Annotated in this window: 20 protein-coding genes; 14 read left to right on the forward strand and 6 right to left on the reverse strand. The window is 67.4% G+C overall.

The features are described 5' to 3' along the window. Positions 1-61 precede the first annotated feature (61 nt). Complete coding sequence (locus D3874_RS30390; protein ID WP_233559948.1) at positions 62-400, reverse strand: MFS transporter; 339 nt, start codon at positions 398-400, stop codon at positions 62-64. Then, positions 397-1,248 (reverse strand): MFS transporter, encoded by an 852-nt coding sequence (locus D3874_RS14300; RefSeq protein ID WP_233559949.1) that lies wholly within the window; start codon positions 1,246-1,248, stop codon positions 397-399. The genes D3874_RS30390 and D3874_RS14300 overlap by 4 nt, the downstream gene beginning before the upstream one ends. Positions 1,249-1,453: 205 nt before the next feature. Between D3874_RS14300 and D3874_RS28035 the strand changes: the two genes are divergently transcribed. After that, positions 1,454-1,636: a hypothetical protein gene (locus D3874_RS28035; RefSeq protein ID WP_147385671.1), complete on the forward strand. Its 183-nt coding sequence runs from the start codon at positions 1,454-1,456 to the stop codon at positions 1,634-1,636. A 34-nt stretch (positions 1,637-1,670) separates the two neighbouring features. Here D3874_RS28035 and D3874_RS14305 read toward each other — a convergent pair whose 3' ends face one another. Together D3874_RS14305 and D3874_RS14310 are read right to left on the reverse strand one after the other, a co-directional pair. Then, positions 1,671-2,129: a GNAT family N-acetyltransferase gene (locus D3874_RS14305; RefSeq protein WP_119778680.1), complete on the reverse strand. Its 459-nt coding sequence runs from the start codon at positions 2,127-2,129 to the stop codon at positions 1,671-1,673. An 11-nt stretch (positions 2,130-2,140) separates the two neighbouring features. Beyond that, complete coding sequence (locus D3874_RS14310; protein WP_119778681.1) at positions 2,141-2,455, reverse strand: DUF1476 domain-containing protein; 315 nt, start codon at positions 2,453-2,455, stop codon at positions 2,141-2,143. A gap of 210 nt (positions 2,456-2,665) precedes the next feature. Here D3874_RS14310 and purC point away from each other — a divergent pair, with 210 nt between their 5' ends. The 13 genes from purC to D3874_RS14375 all read left to right on the forward strand — a co-directional run bounded on the left by purC (position 2,666) and on the right by D3874_RS14375 (position 15,470). Then, complete coding sequence (purC, locus tag D3874_RS14315) at positions 2,666-3,421, forward strand: phosphoribosylaminoimidazolesuccinocarboxamide synthase (RefSeq protein WP_119778682.1); 756 nt, start codon at positions 2,666-2,668, stop codon at positions 3,419-3,421. Positions 3,422-3,579: 158 nt separating this feature from the next. Then, positions 3,580-3,819 (forward strand): phosphoribosylformylglycinamidine synthase subunit PurS, encoded by a 240-nt coding sequence (purS, locus tag D3874_RS14320; protein ID WP_119778683.1) that lies wholly within the window; start codon positions 3,580-3,582, stop codon positions 3,817-3,819. A 2-nt stretch (positions 3,820-3,821) separates the two neighbouring features. Beyond that, positions 3,822-4,514 (forward strand): phosphoribosylformylglycinamidine synthase subunit PurQ, encoded by a 693-nt coding sequence (purQ, locus tag D3874_RS14325; protein ID WP_119778684.1) that lies wholly within the window; start codon positions 3,822-3,824, stop codon positions 4,512-4,514. Then, positions 4,514-6,712 (forward strand): phosphoribosylformylglycinamidine synthase subunit PurL, encoded by a 2,199-nt coding sequence (purL, locus tag D3874_RS14330; protein ID WP_119778685.1) that lies wholly within the window; start codon positions 4,514-4,516, stop codon positions 6,710-6,712. Before purQ ends, purL begins: the two co-directional genes overlap by 1 nt. A gap of 78 nt (positions 6,713-6,790) precedes the next feature. Next, positions 6,791-7,633, forward strand: coding sequence for a transglutaminase-like domain-containing protein (locus tag D3874_RS14335; RefSeq protein ID WP_119778686.1), 843 nt, complete (start codon positions 6,791-6,793; stop codon positions 7,631-7,633). Between the two features lie 35 nt (positions 7,634-7,668). Then, positions 7,669-7,908, forward strand: a complete 240-nt coding sequence (locus D3874_RS14340) for a BolA family protein (protein WP_119778687.1) — start codon at positions 7,669-7,671, stop codon at positions 7,906-7,908. A 135-nt stretch (positions 7,909-8,043) separates the two neighbouring features. Further along, positions 8,044-8,346 carry a helix-turn-helix domain-containing protein gene (locus D3874_RS14345; RefSeq protein WP_119778688.1) on the forward strand — a complete coding sequence of 101 codons (303 nt, stop codon included), beginning with the start codon at positions 8,044-8,046 and terminating at the stop codon, positions 8,344-8,346. A 4-nt stretch (positions 8,347-8,350) separates the two neighbouring features. Beyond that, positions 8,351-10,354, forward strand: a complete 2,004-nt coding sequence (hyfB, locus tag D3874_RS14350; RefSeq protein WP_233559950.1) for a hydrogenase 4 subunit B — start codon at positions 8,351-8,353, stop codon at positions 10,352-10,354. Beyond that, entirely contained in the window at positions 10,351-11,301 is a 951-nt protein-coding gene (locus tag D3874_RS14355) for a respiratory chain complex I subunit 1 family protein (protein WP_456306415.1), read from the forward strand. The genes hyfB and D3874_RS14355 overlap by 4 nt, the downstream gene beginning before the upstream one ends. Then, positions 11,301-11,963: a hydrogenase-4 component E gene (locus D3874_RS14360; protein ID WP_119778690.1), complete on the forward strand. Its 663-nt coding sequence runs from the start codon at positions 11,301-11,303 to the stop codon at positions 11,961-11,963. The genes D3874_RS14355 and D3874_RS14360 overlap by 1 nt, the downstream gene beginning before the upstream one ends. Continuing rightward, entirely contained in the window at positions 11,960-13,408 is a 1,449-nt protein-coding gene (locus D3874_RS14365; protein ID WP_119778691.1) for a hydrogenase 4 subunit F, read from the forward strand. Before D3874_RS14360 ends, D3874_RS14365 begins: the two co-directional genes overlap by 4 nt. A gap of 18 nt (positions 13,409-13,426) precedes the next feature. After that, positions 13,427-14,944, forward strand: coding sequence for a hydrogenase large subunit (locus D3874_RS14370; protein WP_119778692.1), 1,518 nt, complete (start codon positions 13,427-13,429; stop codon positions 14,942-14,944). Positions 14,945-14,954: 10 nt separating this feature from the next. Next, the gene (locus tag D3874_RS14375; RefSeq protein WP_119778693.1) at positions 14,955-15,470 is read left to right on the forward strand and encodes an NADH-quinone oxidoreductase subunit B family protein; all 516 of its coding nucleotides are present in this window, start codon (positions 14,955-14,957) and stop codon (positions 15,468-15,470) included. A 5-nt stretch (positions 15,471-15,475) separates the two neighbouring features. Here D3874_RS14375 and D3874_RS14380 read toward each other — a convergent pair whose 3' ends face one another. Beyond that, positions 15,476-15,856: a hypothetical protein gene (locus D3874_RS14380; RefSeq protein WP_119778694.1), complete on the reverse strand. Its 381-nt coding sequence runs from the start codon at positions 15,854-15,856 to the stop codon at positions 15,476-15,478. 79 nt (positions 15,857-15,935) lie between these two features. Beyond that, on the reverse strand, positions 15,936-16,277 hold the full coding sequence (gene arsC / locus D3874_RS14385; protein ID WP_119778695.1) for an arsenate reductase (glutaredoxin): 342 nt from the start codon (positions 16,275-16,277) through the stop codon (positions 15,936-15,938). Positions 16,278-16,349 lie beyond the last annotated feature (72 nt).

Here is a 16,349-nt window from a genome sequence, read left to right on the forward strand (position 1 = left end):
GGCAGCATCATGCCGAAAGTTGCAGGCCAGGTCCAGTTCCACACGCCGGCCGCGAGCCGGCCTAGCGGCGCGGATGCCACAACAAGTGTACGGCGAGGCCCAGCAACGCAGCACCCAGCCCCAGTAGCGACACCGCCAGCCAGCCGCCGTTCACCCAGGCGATGCTGGCGGCACCCGAGCCCATGGCCCCGACCGAAAACAGCGCGGTCATGAAGACCGTGTTGATGCGGCTGCGGGCCGCCGGTTCCAGGGCGAAGATCCGCGCTTGGTGCGAGACCATCGAGAGCTGAACCCCGAAATCGATCACGATCACGCCGATGATGAGGCCCGTCAGGTTGGGCAGCAGGGCGAAATCGAGGAAACCCACGGCCACCAGTGCGACACCGGCGCCGATGGTCACCGCCGGGCCACGGGTATCGGCCAGGCGCCCGGCAATGGGGCGGCGAACACACCGACCAGCGCCAGGATGCCGAACAGCCCGGCGACATCGGCCCCCAGCAGGAAGCGCGGGCTGGCGAGGTAGAGCGCCAGGGTCGACCAGAACACCGAGAAGCCCCAGAACAGGGTCGACTGGACGACGGCCGATTTGATCAGCAGCGGGTTGCGCCTTGCCACCGCACCGATCGAGGCGAGCAGGGCCAGATAGCGCGTGTCGGGACGGGCACGGCCCCTGGGCAATATCCGCCCCAGCATGACGCCCAGGCCGATGGTCAGCAGCGCCGCCAGCCAATAGGTGGTGCGCCAGCCGAAATGTTCCCCGACCAGGCCGGAAAAGACCCGGGCCAGCAGAATGCCGGCCAGCAGGCCGCTCATCACCACGCCGACCACCCGGCCCCGGCTGCCGTCGTCGGCCAGTTCCGCGGCAAAGGGAATGATCTGCTGGGCGATGGACGAGGCGATGCCGATGGCTACCGAACCGACGATCAGCACCACGAGATTGGGCGACAGGGCAACCCCGACCAGCGCCAGGGTCAGCGCACCCGCCTGGATCAGGATCAGCCGGCGGCGATCGAGCATGTCGCCCAGGGGCACCAGCAGGAACAATCCCAGCGCATAGCCGATCTGGGTCGCCATCGGCACGATGCCGACGGCCCCCTCGCTCAAGCCCAGGTCGGCGGCGATCAGGCCCAGCAGCGGCTGGCTGTAGTAGAGGTTGGCGACGGCGATGCCGCAAGCGATCGCCATGGCAAAGATGACAAGGCGCCCCACGGGCGGGGCGGCTTCAAGCGTCGATACAGGGCTGGTCATGGGCCAAGCTTAGCCGAGGCCCGGCAACCCGATAATGCCGGGGACGCAGATGGCAGGCTGCGTCGGGTGCATGGCCTGCGGCCCCCGAACCCGTGACAAAAATGCCACAACACACCCCGATGTGATTCAGATCACGGATCCCAAACGCGGAATGTTGCATTCTTGTCCGGACGATACCGTCCAACAAAGGCAAACGAGTTCCATCATGAGCCCCGCTATCCAAGCCACCGCGCCCGAGCAGACTGCTTCGCGACCGGCCGAGACCACCACTACCGAACCTGCCCCTAAGCGCTGTTTCCGCCTGGTTCAGGCCGCCAGCAGCGGCGGCACCGGCGCCTGCACCGGCGTCGTCATCGTGGCCGACGAGCCGCGTTCCCCGAATCGCTGAGGGCAGGCCGCTGCGTTGATGTCCGGCGCGGGCTTTAGCCGCGCCGCTCCAGGAACACGCTGTTGGGATCCGGCGCGTAATCGCCGAACGGCCCCCGCTCGGCAAAACCGAGCGAGCGATAGAGGCTGAGCGCCTCGAGGTTGTGGATGCCGGTCTCCAGCCGAAGCGGGGCAAGGCCGGCTTCCTCGGCCAGGGCGATCAGCCGGTCCAGAATCTTGCGGCCGATGCCCTGGCCCCGGGCGTCCGGCGTCAGATACATGCGCTTGATCTCGCCGAAGCCACGGGGGTCACGCAGCAAGGCGCCGCAGCCCACCGCCGCCCCATCCAGGCGCGCGACCACGAAGGAGACCGCCGGCCCCTTCATGCTCTCGACATCCAGGAAATGATTGCTGTCGGCCGGGTAGAGGCCGGCGTGGAAATCGTCGAGGGCCCGAATCAGCGCCAGCACATCGGGCTGATCGGGCGGCTCGAGCGCGATGGAAATCGTCGCCATCGCCGGGGTTCCTACTCGATCTCGGACAGGACTTTGTTGTTCAGCAGCTCGATCTCGGCCCGAATGTGGCGGTCCGTCAGATCCAGGCCCTTGCCGACAAAGTCGGCCAGAACCTTGCGGACGACGTCCTCGTCACCGGCCTCGACGAAATCCGCGACGATCACTTCCTTGGCATAGGCCTCGGCGGCATCTCCGGACATGCCGAGCTTGCCGGCAGCCCACAGGCCGAGGAGCTTGTTGCGCCGGGCGACGGCGCGGAATCGCTTGTCCTCGTCATGGGCGAACTTGGCCTCGAAGCCGGTTTCGCGATCCTTGAAATCGACCATTACGCATCCCCTGAAGTAGCGAAATCTTGCCCGGATATAAGGGGATCAGCGGCCTTCTTGGCAAGGGGCGATCGGCCGCGCCCGGGCTTTCATGGGCGGATTGTTTATCGGGGACCATCCTGTATGGTCCCGCTTCGCGCGGAGCCCTATGGGCTTGACCGCGCCGGCTTCGTTTTCTCGATCTGGCCCCGCCAGAGGACTTAATCACCCATGAGCCGCCGCAAGCAGATTTACGAGGGCAAGGCGAAGATCCTTTACGAAGGGCCCGAGCCTGGCACCCTGGTGCAATATTTCAAAGACGATGCGACCGCCTTCAACAATCAGAAGAAGGGGACGATCACGGGTAAGGGCGTGATCAACAATCGCATCTCCGAATATATCATGACCTTGCTCAACGAGATCGGCGTGCCGACGCATTTCGTCCGGCGGCTGAACATGCGCGAGCAGTTGATCAAGGAAGTGGAGATCATTCCGCTCGAGGTCGTGGTGCGCAATGTCGCCGCCGGCTCGATCTCGACCCGACTCGGGATTCCCGAGGGCACGCAACTGCCCCGTTCGATCGTCGAGTTCTTCTACAAGGCCGACGAGCTCAACGACCCGATGGTGACCGAAGAGCATATCACCGCCTTCGGCTGGGCCTCGCCCCAGGACATCGACGACGTCATGGCCCTGGCGCTGCGGATCAACGATTTCCTGATCGGCCTGTTCTTAGGCGTCGGCATCCGCCTGGTCGACTTCAAGGTCGAATTCGGCCGGCTGTGGCAGAACGACGAGATGCGCATCATCCTGGCCGACGAGATCAGCCCGGACAATTGCCGCCTGTGGGACATCCGCACCAACGAGAAGCTGGACAAGGACCGCTTCCGTCGCGACCTCGGCGGCTCGGAAGAGGCCTATCAGGAAGTGGCGCGTCGCCTGGGGATTCTCCCCGAAGGCGGCCCCCGCGACATGAAAGGCCCGAGGTGATGCAGTAGGTAGGTGTAAAGGGAAGGCGTCGTCCCGGCCTCGAGCCGGGATCTTGTGACGAAAAAGCACCTGCGCCCGTCCCGACGAGATCCCGGATAACCGCTGTCGCGGTTTCCGGGATGACGATTCAGAGCTTAAAGCAACGAACAGGTGATCCAGTGAAGGCGCGCGTCCACGTCACGCTGAAACACGGCGTTCTCGATCCCCAGGGCAAGGCGATCGCCGGCGCCCTAGCCTCGCTGGGCTTTGGCGGTGTCGAAGATGTCCGGCAGGGCAAATACCTCGAACTCGAACTGGCCGAGACCGACGCCGCCAAGGCACAGGCAGCGGTCAAGGCGATGTGCGAGAAGCTGCTGGCCAACACGGTGATCGAAAACTACTCGATCGAGCTGGTGTAACCATGAAGGCGGCCGTCGTCGTCTTCCCCGGATCGAACCGCGAGCGCGATGTGGCGCTGGCCATCGAACGGGCCGCGCACCGCCCCGCCAGCTATGTCTGGCACGGTGACACCGACCTGCCCGAGGGCACCGACCTGGTCGTGCTGCCCGGCGGCTTCTCCTATGGCGACTATCTGCGCTGCGGCGCCATGTCGGCGCTCTCGCCGATCATGCGCGCGGTCAAGGACCATGCCGCCCGCGGCGGTGCCGTGATCGGCATCTGCAACGGCTTCCAGATCCTGGCCGAGGCCGGCCTGGTGCCGGGCACCTTGATGCGCAACGCCTCGCTGAAATTCGTCTGCCGCGACGTGCACCTGCGGGTCGAGGCGACCAACGCCGCCTTCACCTCGCTGTACCAGCCGGGCCAGGTCATCCGCGTGCCGGTCGCCCATGCCGAGGGGAACTATTTCGCGGATGACACGACGCTCGATCGCCTGGAAGGCGAAGGCCTCGTCGCCTTCCGCTACTGCGATCCGGCTGGCCAGATCACGCCCGACTCCTCGCCCAACGGGGCCTCGCGCAATATCGCCGGTGTCTTCAACGAGACCCGCAACGTGCTGGGCCTGATGCCTCACCCTGAGAACATGACGGAAGACGTGATCGGCGGGACCGATGGCGCCATCCTGTTCGAAAGCCTCGTCAAGGCCCTTCCGTAATGACCGAGATTACGCCAGAGATCGTCGCCGAGCATGGCTTGGCCCCCGACGAATATGCCCGCGTCCTGGATATCATGGGGCGCGAACCCAACCTGACCGAACTGGGCATCTTCTCGGTCATGTGGTCCGAGCATTGTTCCTACAAATCCTCGCGCATCCACCTGAAGAAGCTGCCGACCACCGGCCCGCAGGTCATCTGCGGCCCCGGCGAGAATGCCGGCGTGGTCGACCTGGGCGATGGCCTGGCCGCCGTCTTCAAGATGGAAAGCCACAACCACCCCAGTTACATCGAGCCCTACCAGGGCGCCGCGACCGGGGTCGGCGGCATCCTGCGCGACGTCTTCACCATGGGTGCCAGGCCGATCGCGATCCTCGATCCCCTGCGCTTCGGCAGCCCGGAACACCCCAAGACCCGGCACTTGGTCTCGGGCGTGGTCGCCGGCATCGGCGGTTACGGCAATTGCATGGGCATTCCCAACGTCGGCGGCGAATGCACCTTCCATCCGGCCTATGACGGCAACATCCTGGTCAATGCCATGACCGTCGGTCTCGCTCAGACGAACAAGATTTTTTATTCGGCGGCGGCGGGCATCGGCAATTCCGTGGTCTATGTCGGCTCCAAGACCGGGCGCGACGGCATCCACGGCGCCACCATGGCCAGCGCCGAATTCGACGAGAACTCGGAAGAGAAGCGCCCGACCGTGCAGGTGGGCGACCCCTTCGTCGAAAAACTGCTGCTGGAAGCCTGCCTCGAACTGATGGCGGGCGATTCGATCGTCGCGATCCAGGACATGGGCGCCGCCGGCCTCACCTCGTCCTCGGTCGAGATGGCCTCCAAGGGCGGTGTCGGCCTGGAACTGACCCTCGACGACGTGCCCCAGCGCGAAACCGGCATGACGGCCTACGAGATGATGCTCTCGGAAAGCCAGGAACGCATGCTGATGATCCTCAAGCCCGGGCGCGAGCAGGAAGCCCTGGCGATCTTCGAGAAATGGGGCTTGGCCTTTGCCGTGATCGGCAAGGTTACCGATACCGGCCACCTGGTGCTGCGCCACAAGGGCGACGTGGTGGGCGACATCCCGGTCGAGCCGCTGACCGAGCGGGCGCCGATGTATGACCGCCCCTGGGTGCCGACGCCCAAGTCGGCGGCGATCGCGGCCGAGGACGTGCCGGCCAGCCGCGACTTAGGGGACACCCTGGTCAAGCTGCTGGGCACGCCCGACCTGTGTTCCAAGCGCTGGATCATCGAGCAGTACGACCATCTGGTCGGCGGCGACACCGTGGTGCGGCCCGGCGGCGACGCCGCCATGGTGCGCATCCGCGAGACCCACAAGGGCCTGGCCGTCACCACCGACTGCACCCCGCGCTATGTCTTCGCCGACCCGGTCGAGGGCGGCAAGCAGGCGGTGGCCGAGACCTGGCGCAACATCACCGCGGTCGGCGGCACGCCGCTCGCGATCACCGACTGCATGAATTTCGGCAACCCGCAGCGGCCCGAGATCATGGGCCAGTTCGTGGGCGCCATCGAAGGCATCGCCGCGGCCTGCCGCGCGCTCGACTACCCCGTCGTCTCGGGCAATGTCTCGCTCTACAACGAGACCATGGGCGCCGGTGTGCAGCCGACGCCGGCGATCGGCGGCATCGGCCTGCTGAACGACTACCACCGCTTCGCCTCGGTCCGCTTCAAGGCACCGGCCGAGACCATCGTGCTGGTCGGCGAGACGGCCGGCTGGCTGGGCGCCTCGATCTACCTGCGCGAAATCGCCGGCCGTGAAGACGGTGCCCCGCCGCCGGTGGATCTGGCCGTCGAGAAGCGCAACGGCGACTTCGTGCGCGGCCTGATCCAGGCGGGCGAGGTGGTTACCTGCCACGACGTCGCCGATGGCGGCCTGCTGGTCGCGGTCGCTGAAATGGCCCTGGCGGGCAACGAGGGCGCCACCCTGGCCACGCCGGACGGCGCCGGCCAGCTTCACGCCTTCTGGTTCGGCGAGGATCAGGGCCGCTATGTCCTGGGTCTCACGCCCGACCGGGTGGAGAGCGTGATCGACCGCGCCCGCGCTGCCGGCGTGCCGGTCAGCGTTTTGGGCACCACGGGCGGTAATTCTCTCACCATCGACGGCGCGAATAAGGCTACACTGGCCGACATGCGTGCCGCCCACGAGGGTTGGCTGCCGGCCTACATGGCCCAACAAGCCTGAATCCGCCGTCTCGAAGGACCCATCGGGTCGTCCCTGGCGTTCGGTCTTTGCGAGCGACCGAACGAAAGGGACTGACCGATGAAGATCCGCCTCGGCTACGAGATCAGCTACGACCTGCCGCAGCCGACGCCGATGGTCCTGATGCTCAGCGTCCATGCCTCGCGCATGGGCGACCTGCTCGAACCCGACGAGATGCACACCAGCCCGCTACTGCCTGTACACTATTATTATGACGGTTTCGGCAACCGCTGCGCCCGCATCCATGCCCCCAAGGGCCGGCTGAAACTGTCGGGCCGGACCCTGATCACCGACAGCGGCCAGCTGGACTACATCCCCTATGACGCGCCGCAGATCGCCGTGCAGGACCTGCCCGACGAGACCATCGTCTACCTCCTGGGCAGCCGCTATTGCGAGACCGACAAGCTGTCGGATTTCGCCTGGGCGACCTTCGGCAAGACGCCGCTGGGCTGGCCCCGGGTGAAGGCCATCCTCGACTTCGTCCACGGCCATATCCGCTTCGACTACATGCAGGCGCGGTCCACCCGCTCGGCCTTCGATGCCTTCCAGGAACGGGTCGGCGTCTGCCGCGACTATGCCCACTTGGCGGTGACCCTGATTCGCTGCATGAACATCCCGTCGCGCTATTGCACCGGCTACCTGGGCGACATCGGCGTGCCGCCCGACGTAAACCCCGGCGACTTCAGCGCCTGGATCGACGTCTACCTGGGCGGCCGCTGGTACACGGTCGACGCCCGCCACAACAGGCCGCGCATCGGCCGCATCCTGATGGCGCGCGGGCGCGATGCCTCGGACGTGCCGCTCAGCAACAGCTTCGGCGCCAATGTCCTCGCCGGCTTCACCATCATCACCGACGAGGTCAAGGAACCGGCACTCGTTGAGAGCGCCCGGGCGATACTGTAGCGTGATGCCTGGTCAGCAAGCCTGGAGAGACTCGAATGCCGATGGAAGCGGGGCGGATCAAGAGCCTGATCGAAGCGGCTTTTCCCGATGCCAAGGTAACGATCGAGGATCTGCGCGGCGACGGCGACCACTATGCCGCCCAGGTCGTCTCGTCCGCCTTCAAGGGCAAGAGCCGGGTCCAGCAGCACCAGATGGTCTATCAGGCCCTGCGCGGCGCCATGGGCGGCGAGTTGCACGCCCTGGCCCTGCAGACCCAGCCGCCGCCCGAGAAATAAGGCGCCAGGATGCCATAGTCAGCGCCTTCGCCTGACAAGTGATGTTTTATACATCAAATTACATCGTTGAAATCCCTCCGCACTGAGCCTAAGAATCGACACGGATAGTCGAATTCTGCTTGTGTCGGAGGGTCGATGATCACCGCCTCTCAACTTCGCGCCGCCCGCGCCCTTCTGGGGATCGACCAACGTGGCCTTGCCGGGCTGTCGGGGCTTTCCGTGCCGACCATCCAGCGCATGGAAGCGAGCGACGGCGTGGTCCGGGGCAATGTCGACTCGCTCATGAAACTGGTCGGCGCCCTGAATGCGGCCGGCATCGAGCTGATCGACGGCGATGCCGTCAGCCATGGCGGCGGCCGCGGCGTGCGCCTCAAGACCGCCGATGCCGGGTCGCCGTCGCCCTCGCCGTCGAGGGCTGCGCCGGCATCCACGCGGTGACGCCGTGCCCGTGATCGCCGCGCTGGGCTGTGTGGCGGGGCTTCTCGCCGTCTCGGTGCTGGCGGTCGCCTGCGGGCGCATGAGCGCGGCCACGCGCCTCGTCTATGGCGCCACCCTGGTTGTTACCGCGACCGGGCTTGGCGTGGCGCTCCTTGCCCTCGCGAGCGGGCCGAGCCAGGTGACCCTGCCCGTCGGCCTGCCCTGGCTGGGTGCCCATTTCCGGCTCGACGCCCTGGCCGCCTTCTTCCTTGTGGTGGTCAACCTGGGTGGCGCGGCCGCCAGCCTCTACGGCATCGGCTATGGCGCCCATGAGCACGAGCCGCAGCGGGTGCTGCCGTTCTTCCCGGCCTTCCTGGCGGGCATGAATCTCGTGGTGCTGGCGGACGACGCCTTCGCCTTCCTGCTGTCCTGGGAGTTCATGTCGCTGTCGTCCTGGGCGCTGGTCATGGCGCATCACCGCGAAGCGGGCAATGCCCGCGCGGGCTTCGTCTATATCCTGATGGCCAGTTTCGGCACGCTGGCCCTGCTGCTGGCCTTCGGCCTGCTGGCCGGGCCCGAGGGCGGCTATGCCTTCGACACCATGCGCGCCGCCCACCCGCCGCCCGTCCTGGCCGGTCTCGTGCTCGGCCTTGTCCTGCTCGGCACCGGCTCGAAGGCCGGCCTCGTGCCGCTGCATGTCTGGCTGCCCCTGGCGCACCCGGCCGCGCCCAGCCATGTCTCGGCCCTGATGAGCGGGGTCATGACCAAGGTTGCGGTCTATGGCTTCGTGCGCATCGTCTTCGACCTGCTCGGCCCGACGGCATGGTGGTGGGGGGTGCCGGTCCTCGCCGTGGGCGGCGCGACCGCGGTCCTGGGCGTGCTCTATGCCCTGATGCAGGACGACCTCAAGCGCGTGCTGGCCTACAGCACGATCGAGAACATCGGCCTCGTCTTCGTCGGGCTGGGCCTGGCGCTGGCCTTCGACGCCAACGGCCTGCCGGCGGCCGGCGCGCTCGCCCTGACCGCCGCCCTGTTCCACGTCTTCAACCACGCCCAGTTCAAGAGCATCCTGTTCTTCGGCGCCGGCGCCGTGCTGAGCGCCACCGGCGAGCGCCACCTGGGGCGCCTGGGCGGCCTGATTCACCGCATGCCCGCGACCAGCATCGCCTGCCTGGTCGCCTGCATGGCCATCTCGGCGCTGCCGCCGCTCAACGGTTTCGCCTCGGAATGGCTGGCGTTCCAGGCGATCTTGCTCAGCCCCGAACTCTCCCAGTGGGGCCTGAAGCTGATGGTGCCGGCGGTGGGGGCGCTGCTGGCCCTGTCCGCCGCCCTGGCGGCGGCCTGTTTCGTGCGGGTCTTCGGGATCACCTTCCTGGGCCGCGCGCGCAGCCCGGTGGCCGCCGCCGCCCGCGAGGTCGATCGCTGGTCGCTGTCGGCCATGTTCATTCTGGCCGCCTTGTGCGTCATCGCGGGCCTGCTGCCGGGCCTGGTGATCGACGGCCTTGCCCCGGTGGTGCAGGGCCTGGTGGGCGAGCGCATGCCGCGGCAACTCGGCGATGCCTGGCTCTCGATCGTGCCGGTGATGGAGAGCCGCAGTTCCTACAACGGCCTGCTGGTCCTCGTCTTCATCGCCGCCTCGGCCTCCATCGCGGCCTTCGTCATTCACCGCCTGGCCTCGCGCGCCGTGCGCCGCGCGCCGGCCTGGGACTGCGGCTTTCCCAATGCCGATCCGGCAACGCAGTACACCGCCAGCAGCTTCGCCCAACCGATCCGCCGGGTCTTCGGCTCGTCGGTATTCGGCGCGCGCGAGACGGTCGACATGCCGCCGCCCGGCGACCTGCGGCCGGCGCGCTTCACGGTCGAGTTGCGCGATTTCGCCTGGGAGCTGATCTATACGCCGATCGCCAGGGCGGTTGCCTTCCTGGCCGAGCGCCTGAACCATCTCCAGTTCCTCACCATTCGCCGCTATCTCAGCCTGGTGTTCTTCGCGCTCATCTCCCTGCTGCTCATGCTGGCGATCTGGCCATGATCGCGGATCTCCTTATTCAGGGCACGCAGATGACCCTGGTCCTGCTGCTGGCGCCGCTGCTCACCGGCTTCGTGCGCAAGGTGAAGGCCCGCTTCCTGCGCCGCCGCGGCCCGCCCCTGCTCCAGCCTTACCGCGATCTCATCCGGCTCATGCGCAAGGAAGTCGTGCTGGCGCACAATGCCTCGTGGCTGTTCCGCATCATCCCCTATCTGATCTTTGCGGGGACCTGGGTCGCGGCGGCCCTGATCCCGACCTTCGCCACCGGCCTCATGTTCAGTTGGACGGCCGATCTCATCGCGATCACCGCGCTCCTGGGCAGCGCCCGCTTCTTCCTGGCGCTGGCGGGCATGGACGTGGGCACCAGCTTCGGCGGCATCGGTTCCAGCCGCGAGGTGATGATCGCCTCGCTGGCCGAGCCGGCGATGATCATGATCGTGTTCACCCTGGCGCTGCTGGCCGGTTCGACCCAGCTTTCCACCGTGGCCGGCGTCATGCTGTCGCCCACGATCGGCTTGCGCGTCTCGCTGGGCCTTGCCCTGATCGCGCTGATCCTGGTAGCCATCGCCGAAAATGCCCGCATCCCCATCGACAACCCGGCAACCCACCTGGAACTCACCATGGTTCACGAGGCCATGGTGCTGGAATATTCCGGCCGCCACCTGGCGGTGATCGAACTCGCCGCCGCGCTGAAGCTGCTGCTCTATGTCTCGCTCATCGCCTGCGTCTTCGTGCCCTGGGGCCTGGCGCCCGCCGGGGCCACGCTGGGCGCCCTGCTCGCCGGTGCCGCCCTCTATGTCGCCAAGCTCGCGGTCGGCGGCTTCCTGCTGGCCGTGTTCGAGACCTCGATCGCCAAGATGCGGGTCTTCCGCGTGCCCGACTTCCTGGGCGTGGCGCTCATGCTCGGCCTGCTCGGCACCTTGCTGCTGTTCGTTTCACGGAGCCTCTGATGGGTGGTTTCGTATTTGACGTCGCCCACCTTCTCGCCGGCGGCCTGGTGCTGGGCAGCTTCATGCTGCTCTACCAGGACCGCCTCTATGCCCTGCTGAACGCCTTTGCCCTGCAGGCGGTCCTCCTCGCCCTGTCGGTCGCCTGGCAAGCCTACGGCCAGGATGCGCCGCACCTCTACATCACCGCCGGCATCGCCCTGGTGTTCAAGGCGATCGTCATCCCCGTGGCGCTGCACCGGATCGTCGCCCGACTGGGCATCCACCGCGAGATCGAGACCGCGGTCAGCGTCGGGCCGACCATGCTGGCGGGCATCGCGCTGGTCGCCCTGTCGATGGTGGTGATGCTGCGCGTAACGCCCGACGCCGACCCCCTGGCGCGCGAGGATCTCGCCTTCGCCCTGTCGGTGGTGCTGCTGGGCTTTCTCATGATGGTGAGCAGGCGCAACGCGGTCAGCCAGGTGGTCGGCTTCATGTCGCTGGAAAACGGCCTGATCCTGGCCGCAACCGGCGCCAAGGGCATGCCGCTGGTGGTCGAGATCTCCGTCGCCTTCTCGGTACTGGTGGCCTTCATCGTCATCGGGATCTTCCTGTTCCGCATCCGCGAGCGCTTCGACACCGTCGACGTCAATGCCCTCGACCGGTTCCGGGGGGAGCGCCAATGAACGGGCTGCCGGTCGATGCCATCGGCCTGATCCTGGGGGTTCCCGCGGTTACCGCTGCCCTTTTGGTGGTGCTGCCGGGCTACCGCCTCTCGGCGCGGCTCAACGTGCTCTCGGCCCTGCTCACCCTGGCCGCGGCGCTCTCGCTGCTGGGCGAGAAGCCGGCGCCGACCCCCTATATCCTGGTGGACGACCTCAACATCGTCTTTGTCGTCCTCAACACCTTCGTCGGCTTCACCACCAGCGCGTTCAGTGCAAGTTACATCGCCCACGAGATCGAGACCGGCCGGCTGACGCCCCTGCACCTGCGCTTCTACCATGCCATGTACCAGGTGCTGCTGTTCGCCATGAACCTGGCCCTGATCGCCAACAATATCGGCCTGATGTGGGTGGCGATCGAGATGGCGACGCTGACCACGGTGCTGATGGTCGGCATCTATCGCACCCATGAGGCGATCGAGGCGGCGTGGAAATATTTCATGCTGGGCAGCGTCGGCATCGCACTGGCCCTGTTCGGCACCATCCTGGTCTACATGGCCGCGCGACCGGTGGTGGGCGAGGGTTTCGACGGCATGGTCTGGACCTCGCTGATGGCCAAGGTCGCGGCCTTCGACCCGGCCCTGCTCAATGTCGCCTTCGTGTTCCTGCTGCTGGGCTACGGCACCAAGGTCGGCCTGGCACCGCTCCATGCCTGGCTGCCGGATGCCCATGCCGAGGGCCCGACGCCCATTTCGGCCGTGCTGTCGGGCCTTTTGCTGAATGTCGCCCTCTATGCCGTGCTGCGCTTCAAGCTGCTGCTGGCCGGCAATCCCGGGGCGCTGGCGCCCGGGCCGCTGCTGGTTACCATGGGGCTGACCTCGGTGATCTTTGCCGGCTTCATGCTGTATCGCCGCCGCGACATCAAGCGGATGTTCGCCTATTCGTCGATCGAGCACATGGGCATCATCGCCTTCGCCTTCGGCATCGGCGGCCCGCTGGCCAATTTTGCCGGCCTGCTGCACATGACCATGCACAGCCTGACCAAATCGGCGATCTTCTTCGCCGTCGGCCATATCGCCCAGGCCAAGGGTTCGCAGAAGATCGCCGACATCCGGGGCCTGACCGTCACCCATCCGCTGCTGGGCTGGGGCCTGGTGCTGGGCGTGGTGGCGATCGCCGGCATGCCGCCCATGGGCATCTTCATGAGCGAGTTCCTGGTGGTCAGTTCGACCTTCGCCCGCGAGCCGCTGCTGGCCCTGCCGCTGGTCCTGGGCCTGCTGGTCGCGTTCGGCGCGCTGATGCTGCGCCTCCACGGCCTGGCCTTCGGGGAGCCCAGCGGCAACAATGCCCGGGTGGAGGCGTCCTATCTGCCCCTGGCGGCCCATCTCGCCCTGGTCTTCACCGCCGGCATCTACCTGCCGCCGCCGCTGGTCGAATGGTTCCAGCACGTCGCGCGGATGCTGGGCTAGGCGCGGGAGGGAGATGCCATGGCGACATTGCTCGATACCATCGCCGGCGGCCACCTGGTCGAGGCGCACCGGCCCTACCCCCGCCGGATCGTGGACGCGCCGCTGTGGCAGGCGCTCGGCGCCGGGCTGCACGAGGGGCACTGGCGCCTGCTGGGCCTGTGGGGCGAGCCGGCGGCGGTACACATGGCGTTGCTGGACGAGGCCGCGGGCCTGCCGGCGGTGGCCAGCCTCGCCTGCCCGGACGGGACCTTTCCCTCGGTCGCGCAATATCATCCGCCGGCCAGCCGCCTGGAGCGTGCCCTGTGCGATCTCACCGGCCTGGCCGCGACGGCGGCGCCCGATGCGCGGCCCTGGCTGGACCACGGCCGCTGGGACCTGCGCCATCCCCTGGGCCAACGCCTGCCCGCCGCGACCGAGGTGCCGCCCTACGCCTTCCTGACCGCCGACGGCGAGGGCCTGCACCAGATCCCGGTCGGCCCGGTCCATGCCGGGATCATCGAGCCCGGGCATTTCCGCTTCACCGCCAACGGCGAGGCCGTGGTCCGGCTGGAACAGCGCCTGGGCTATGTCCACAAGGGCATCGAAGCGCTGATGACGGGGGCGTCGATCGAGCGCGCGGCCCGGCTCGCCGGCCGCACCTCGGGCGACAGCACTGTCGCCTACGCCTGGGCCCTCGCCCGCGCCGTCGAGGCCGCCCTGGGCGCAACCGTGCCCGAGCGCGCCGTCTGGCTGCGGGCCCTGATGGCCGAACTCGAACGCCTGGCCAACCACTTCGGCGATATCGGGGCGATCTGCAACGATGCCGCCTTCGCCCTGATGCTGGCCCACTGCGGCGTGCTAAGGGAGCAGGTCCTGCGCGCGGCGAATGCCTGCTTCGGCCATCGCCTGATGATGGACCGCGTCGTGCCCGGCGGCGTCGAGGTCGCCCCCGGCCCGTTGGACACCACGCCCATCCGTAACCTGATCGATGTCGCGACCAAGGCTTTTCCGGCCCTGGTCAAGCTCTATGACAACAAGGCCTCGCTGCAGGACCGGACGGTCGGCACCGGCATCGTCCGCCCCGCCCTGGCGCGACAATACGGCTGCGGCGGCTATGTCGGGCGGGCCTCGGGCCTGGCCTTCGATGCCCGCCGGCAGCTCGCCTACCCGCCCTACGACGGCTTGCGCTTCGAGGTGCCGGTGTTGCGCGAAGGCGACGTCAATGCCCGGGTCTGGATCCGCATCCGCGAGGTCGAACAAAGCCTCGCCCTGGTCGGCCAGATCCTGAAGGCCCTGCCGCCCGACGGGCTGACGCGCATCCCGCTGGCCGAGGTTGACGGACCGAGTGAAGGCGTGGGCCTCGTCGAAGGGTTCCGCGGCGATATCCTGGCCTGGGTCCGCCTGGATGCCGGGGCCCGCGTCGGGCGCTGCCACCTGCGCGATCCGTCATGGTTCCAGTGGCCGCTGCTGGAGGCCGCGATCGAGGGCAACATCGTCGCCGACTTCCCCCTTTGCAACAAATCCTTCAACTGCTCTTATTCAGGGCACGATCTCTAGGCGCCGCGCCATGCAGAAGCTGCTGCTCGAAAGCCTGATCAAGGCCCCGTTCACCGAACCCGCGCCCCAGGCCGACACGGTGGCGCTGGCCGAACTCGCGACCCGGGTCGACCGGGCCGCGCGCGCCCGCCTGGGCCGCAGCCTGTCCATCCGTCAGGTCGATGCCGGTTCGTGCAACGGCTGCGAGCTTGAAATTCACGCCCTGGGCAACGCCTTCTACGACCTGGAACGGTTCGGGCTGCGCTTCGTCGCCTCGCCCCGCCATGCCGACGTGCTGCTGGTGACGGGCCCGGTGACCAGGAACATGCGGGAAGCGCTCCAGCGCACCTATGACGCGACACCGGGGCCCAAATGGGTGGTCGCGGCCGGCGCCTGCGCGCGTGACGGCGGCCTGTTTGCCGACAGCTATGCCTGCGTGGGCGGGGTTGGCGCCGTCATCCCCGTGGACATCCATATCCCCGGCTGTCCGCCGACGCCGACCGCCTTGCTGGGCGGCCTGCTGGCCCTGCTGACGAAAAGCGCCTGAAGCGGCTAGCGCGTGGCCGGCCCCAGGCCGAGCAGGCGGCGCCACCAGGAGGAGCGCACGGGAACGGGGCGACGGGTGCCGGGCGCGAAATCGCGGATGTTCTTGATCGGCGCGGCGGCGGCCGGCGCTTTCGCGGCCTGATAGATCGACGCGGGATGGCGAGGGCGCTGGACCTGGGTTTCCCACAGCAGGCGGCCGTGGAAGCGCTGGGTGTCGCCGTTGAAGCTTTCCATCGCCACCCGGACCCCGGCAATGCCGCCCTTGGCCAGCAGATCCTTGGCAACCGCCCGGGCAGCGACTTCGTCGGTCTGAATCTCGACGACCTGCCAGTCGCCGTTGCCATCCAGGACCGAAACCTCGAAATGAACCTCAGCCGGCGCGCTCATAGACCTGTTCCCGCAATGCCGTCACGGCGTCAATCACCGCGCCAGCATCGGGGAAAATGCTGAAGGAATCCTTGACGGATCACAGGATTTCCAGCGCCCGTTCGGGCGGCCGCGCCGCCACCACGCCCCTGGGGCCGGCGACGATCGGGCGGTTGAGCAGGACCGGGTTGGCGGCGATGGCGTCCAGAATCCTGGTGTCGCTGGCCTTGGGATCGGTGAGGCCCAGTTCCTTGGCCAGCGGTTCCTTGGCCCGCAGCAACTCCCGCGCCCCCGCTGCCTTGGCCAGCCGGCCCAGGTCGGCCCGGCTGGGCGGGGTCTTGAGGTACTCGACCACCACCGGCTCGACACCCTTGTCGCGCAGCACCGCCAGCGCCGCCCGCGACGTGCTGCACTTGGTGTTGTGATAGATCGTGACGGTCATGGATGCCCCCTGCCAGGGTAGTGTCGACAATCGCCGCATATTCTGCGGTGAAAGGGAGATTTATTCGCCGCA

This window comes from Oleomonas cavernae (assembly GCF_003590945.1).
Lineage (GTDB): Bacteria > Pseudomonadota > Alphaproteobacteria > Zavarziniales > Zavarziniaceae > Zavarzinia > Zavarzinia cavernae.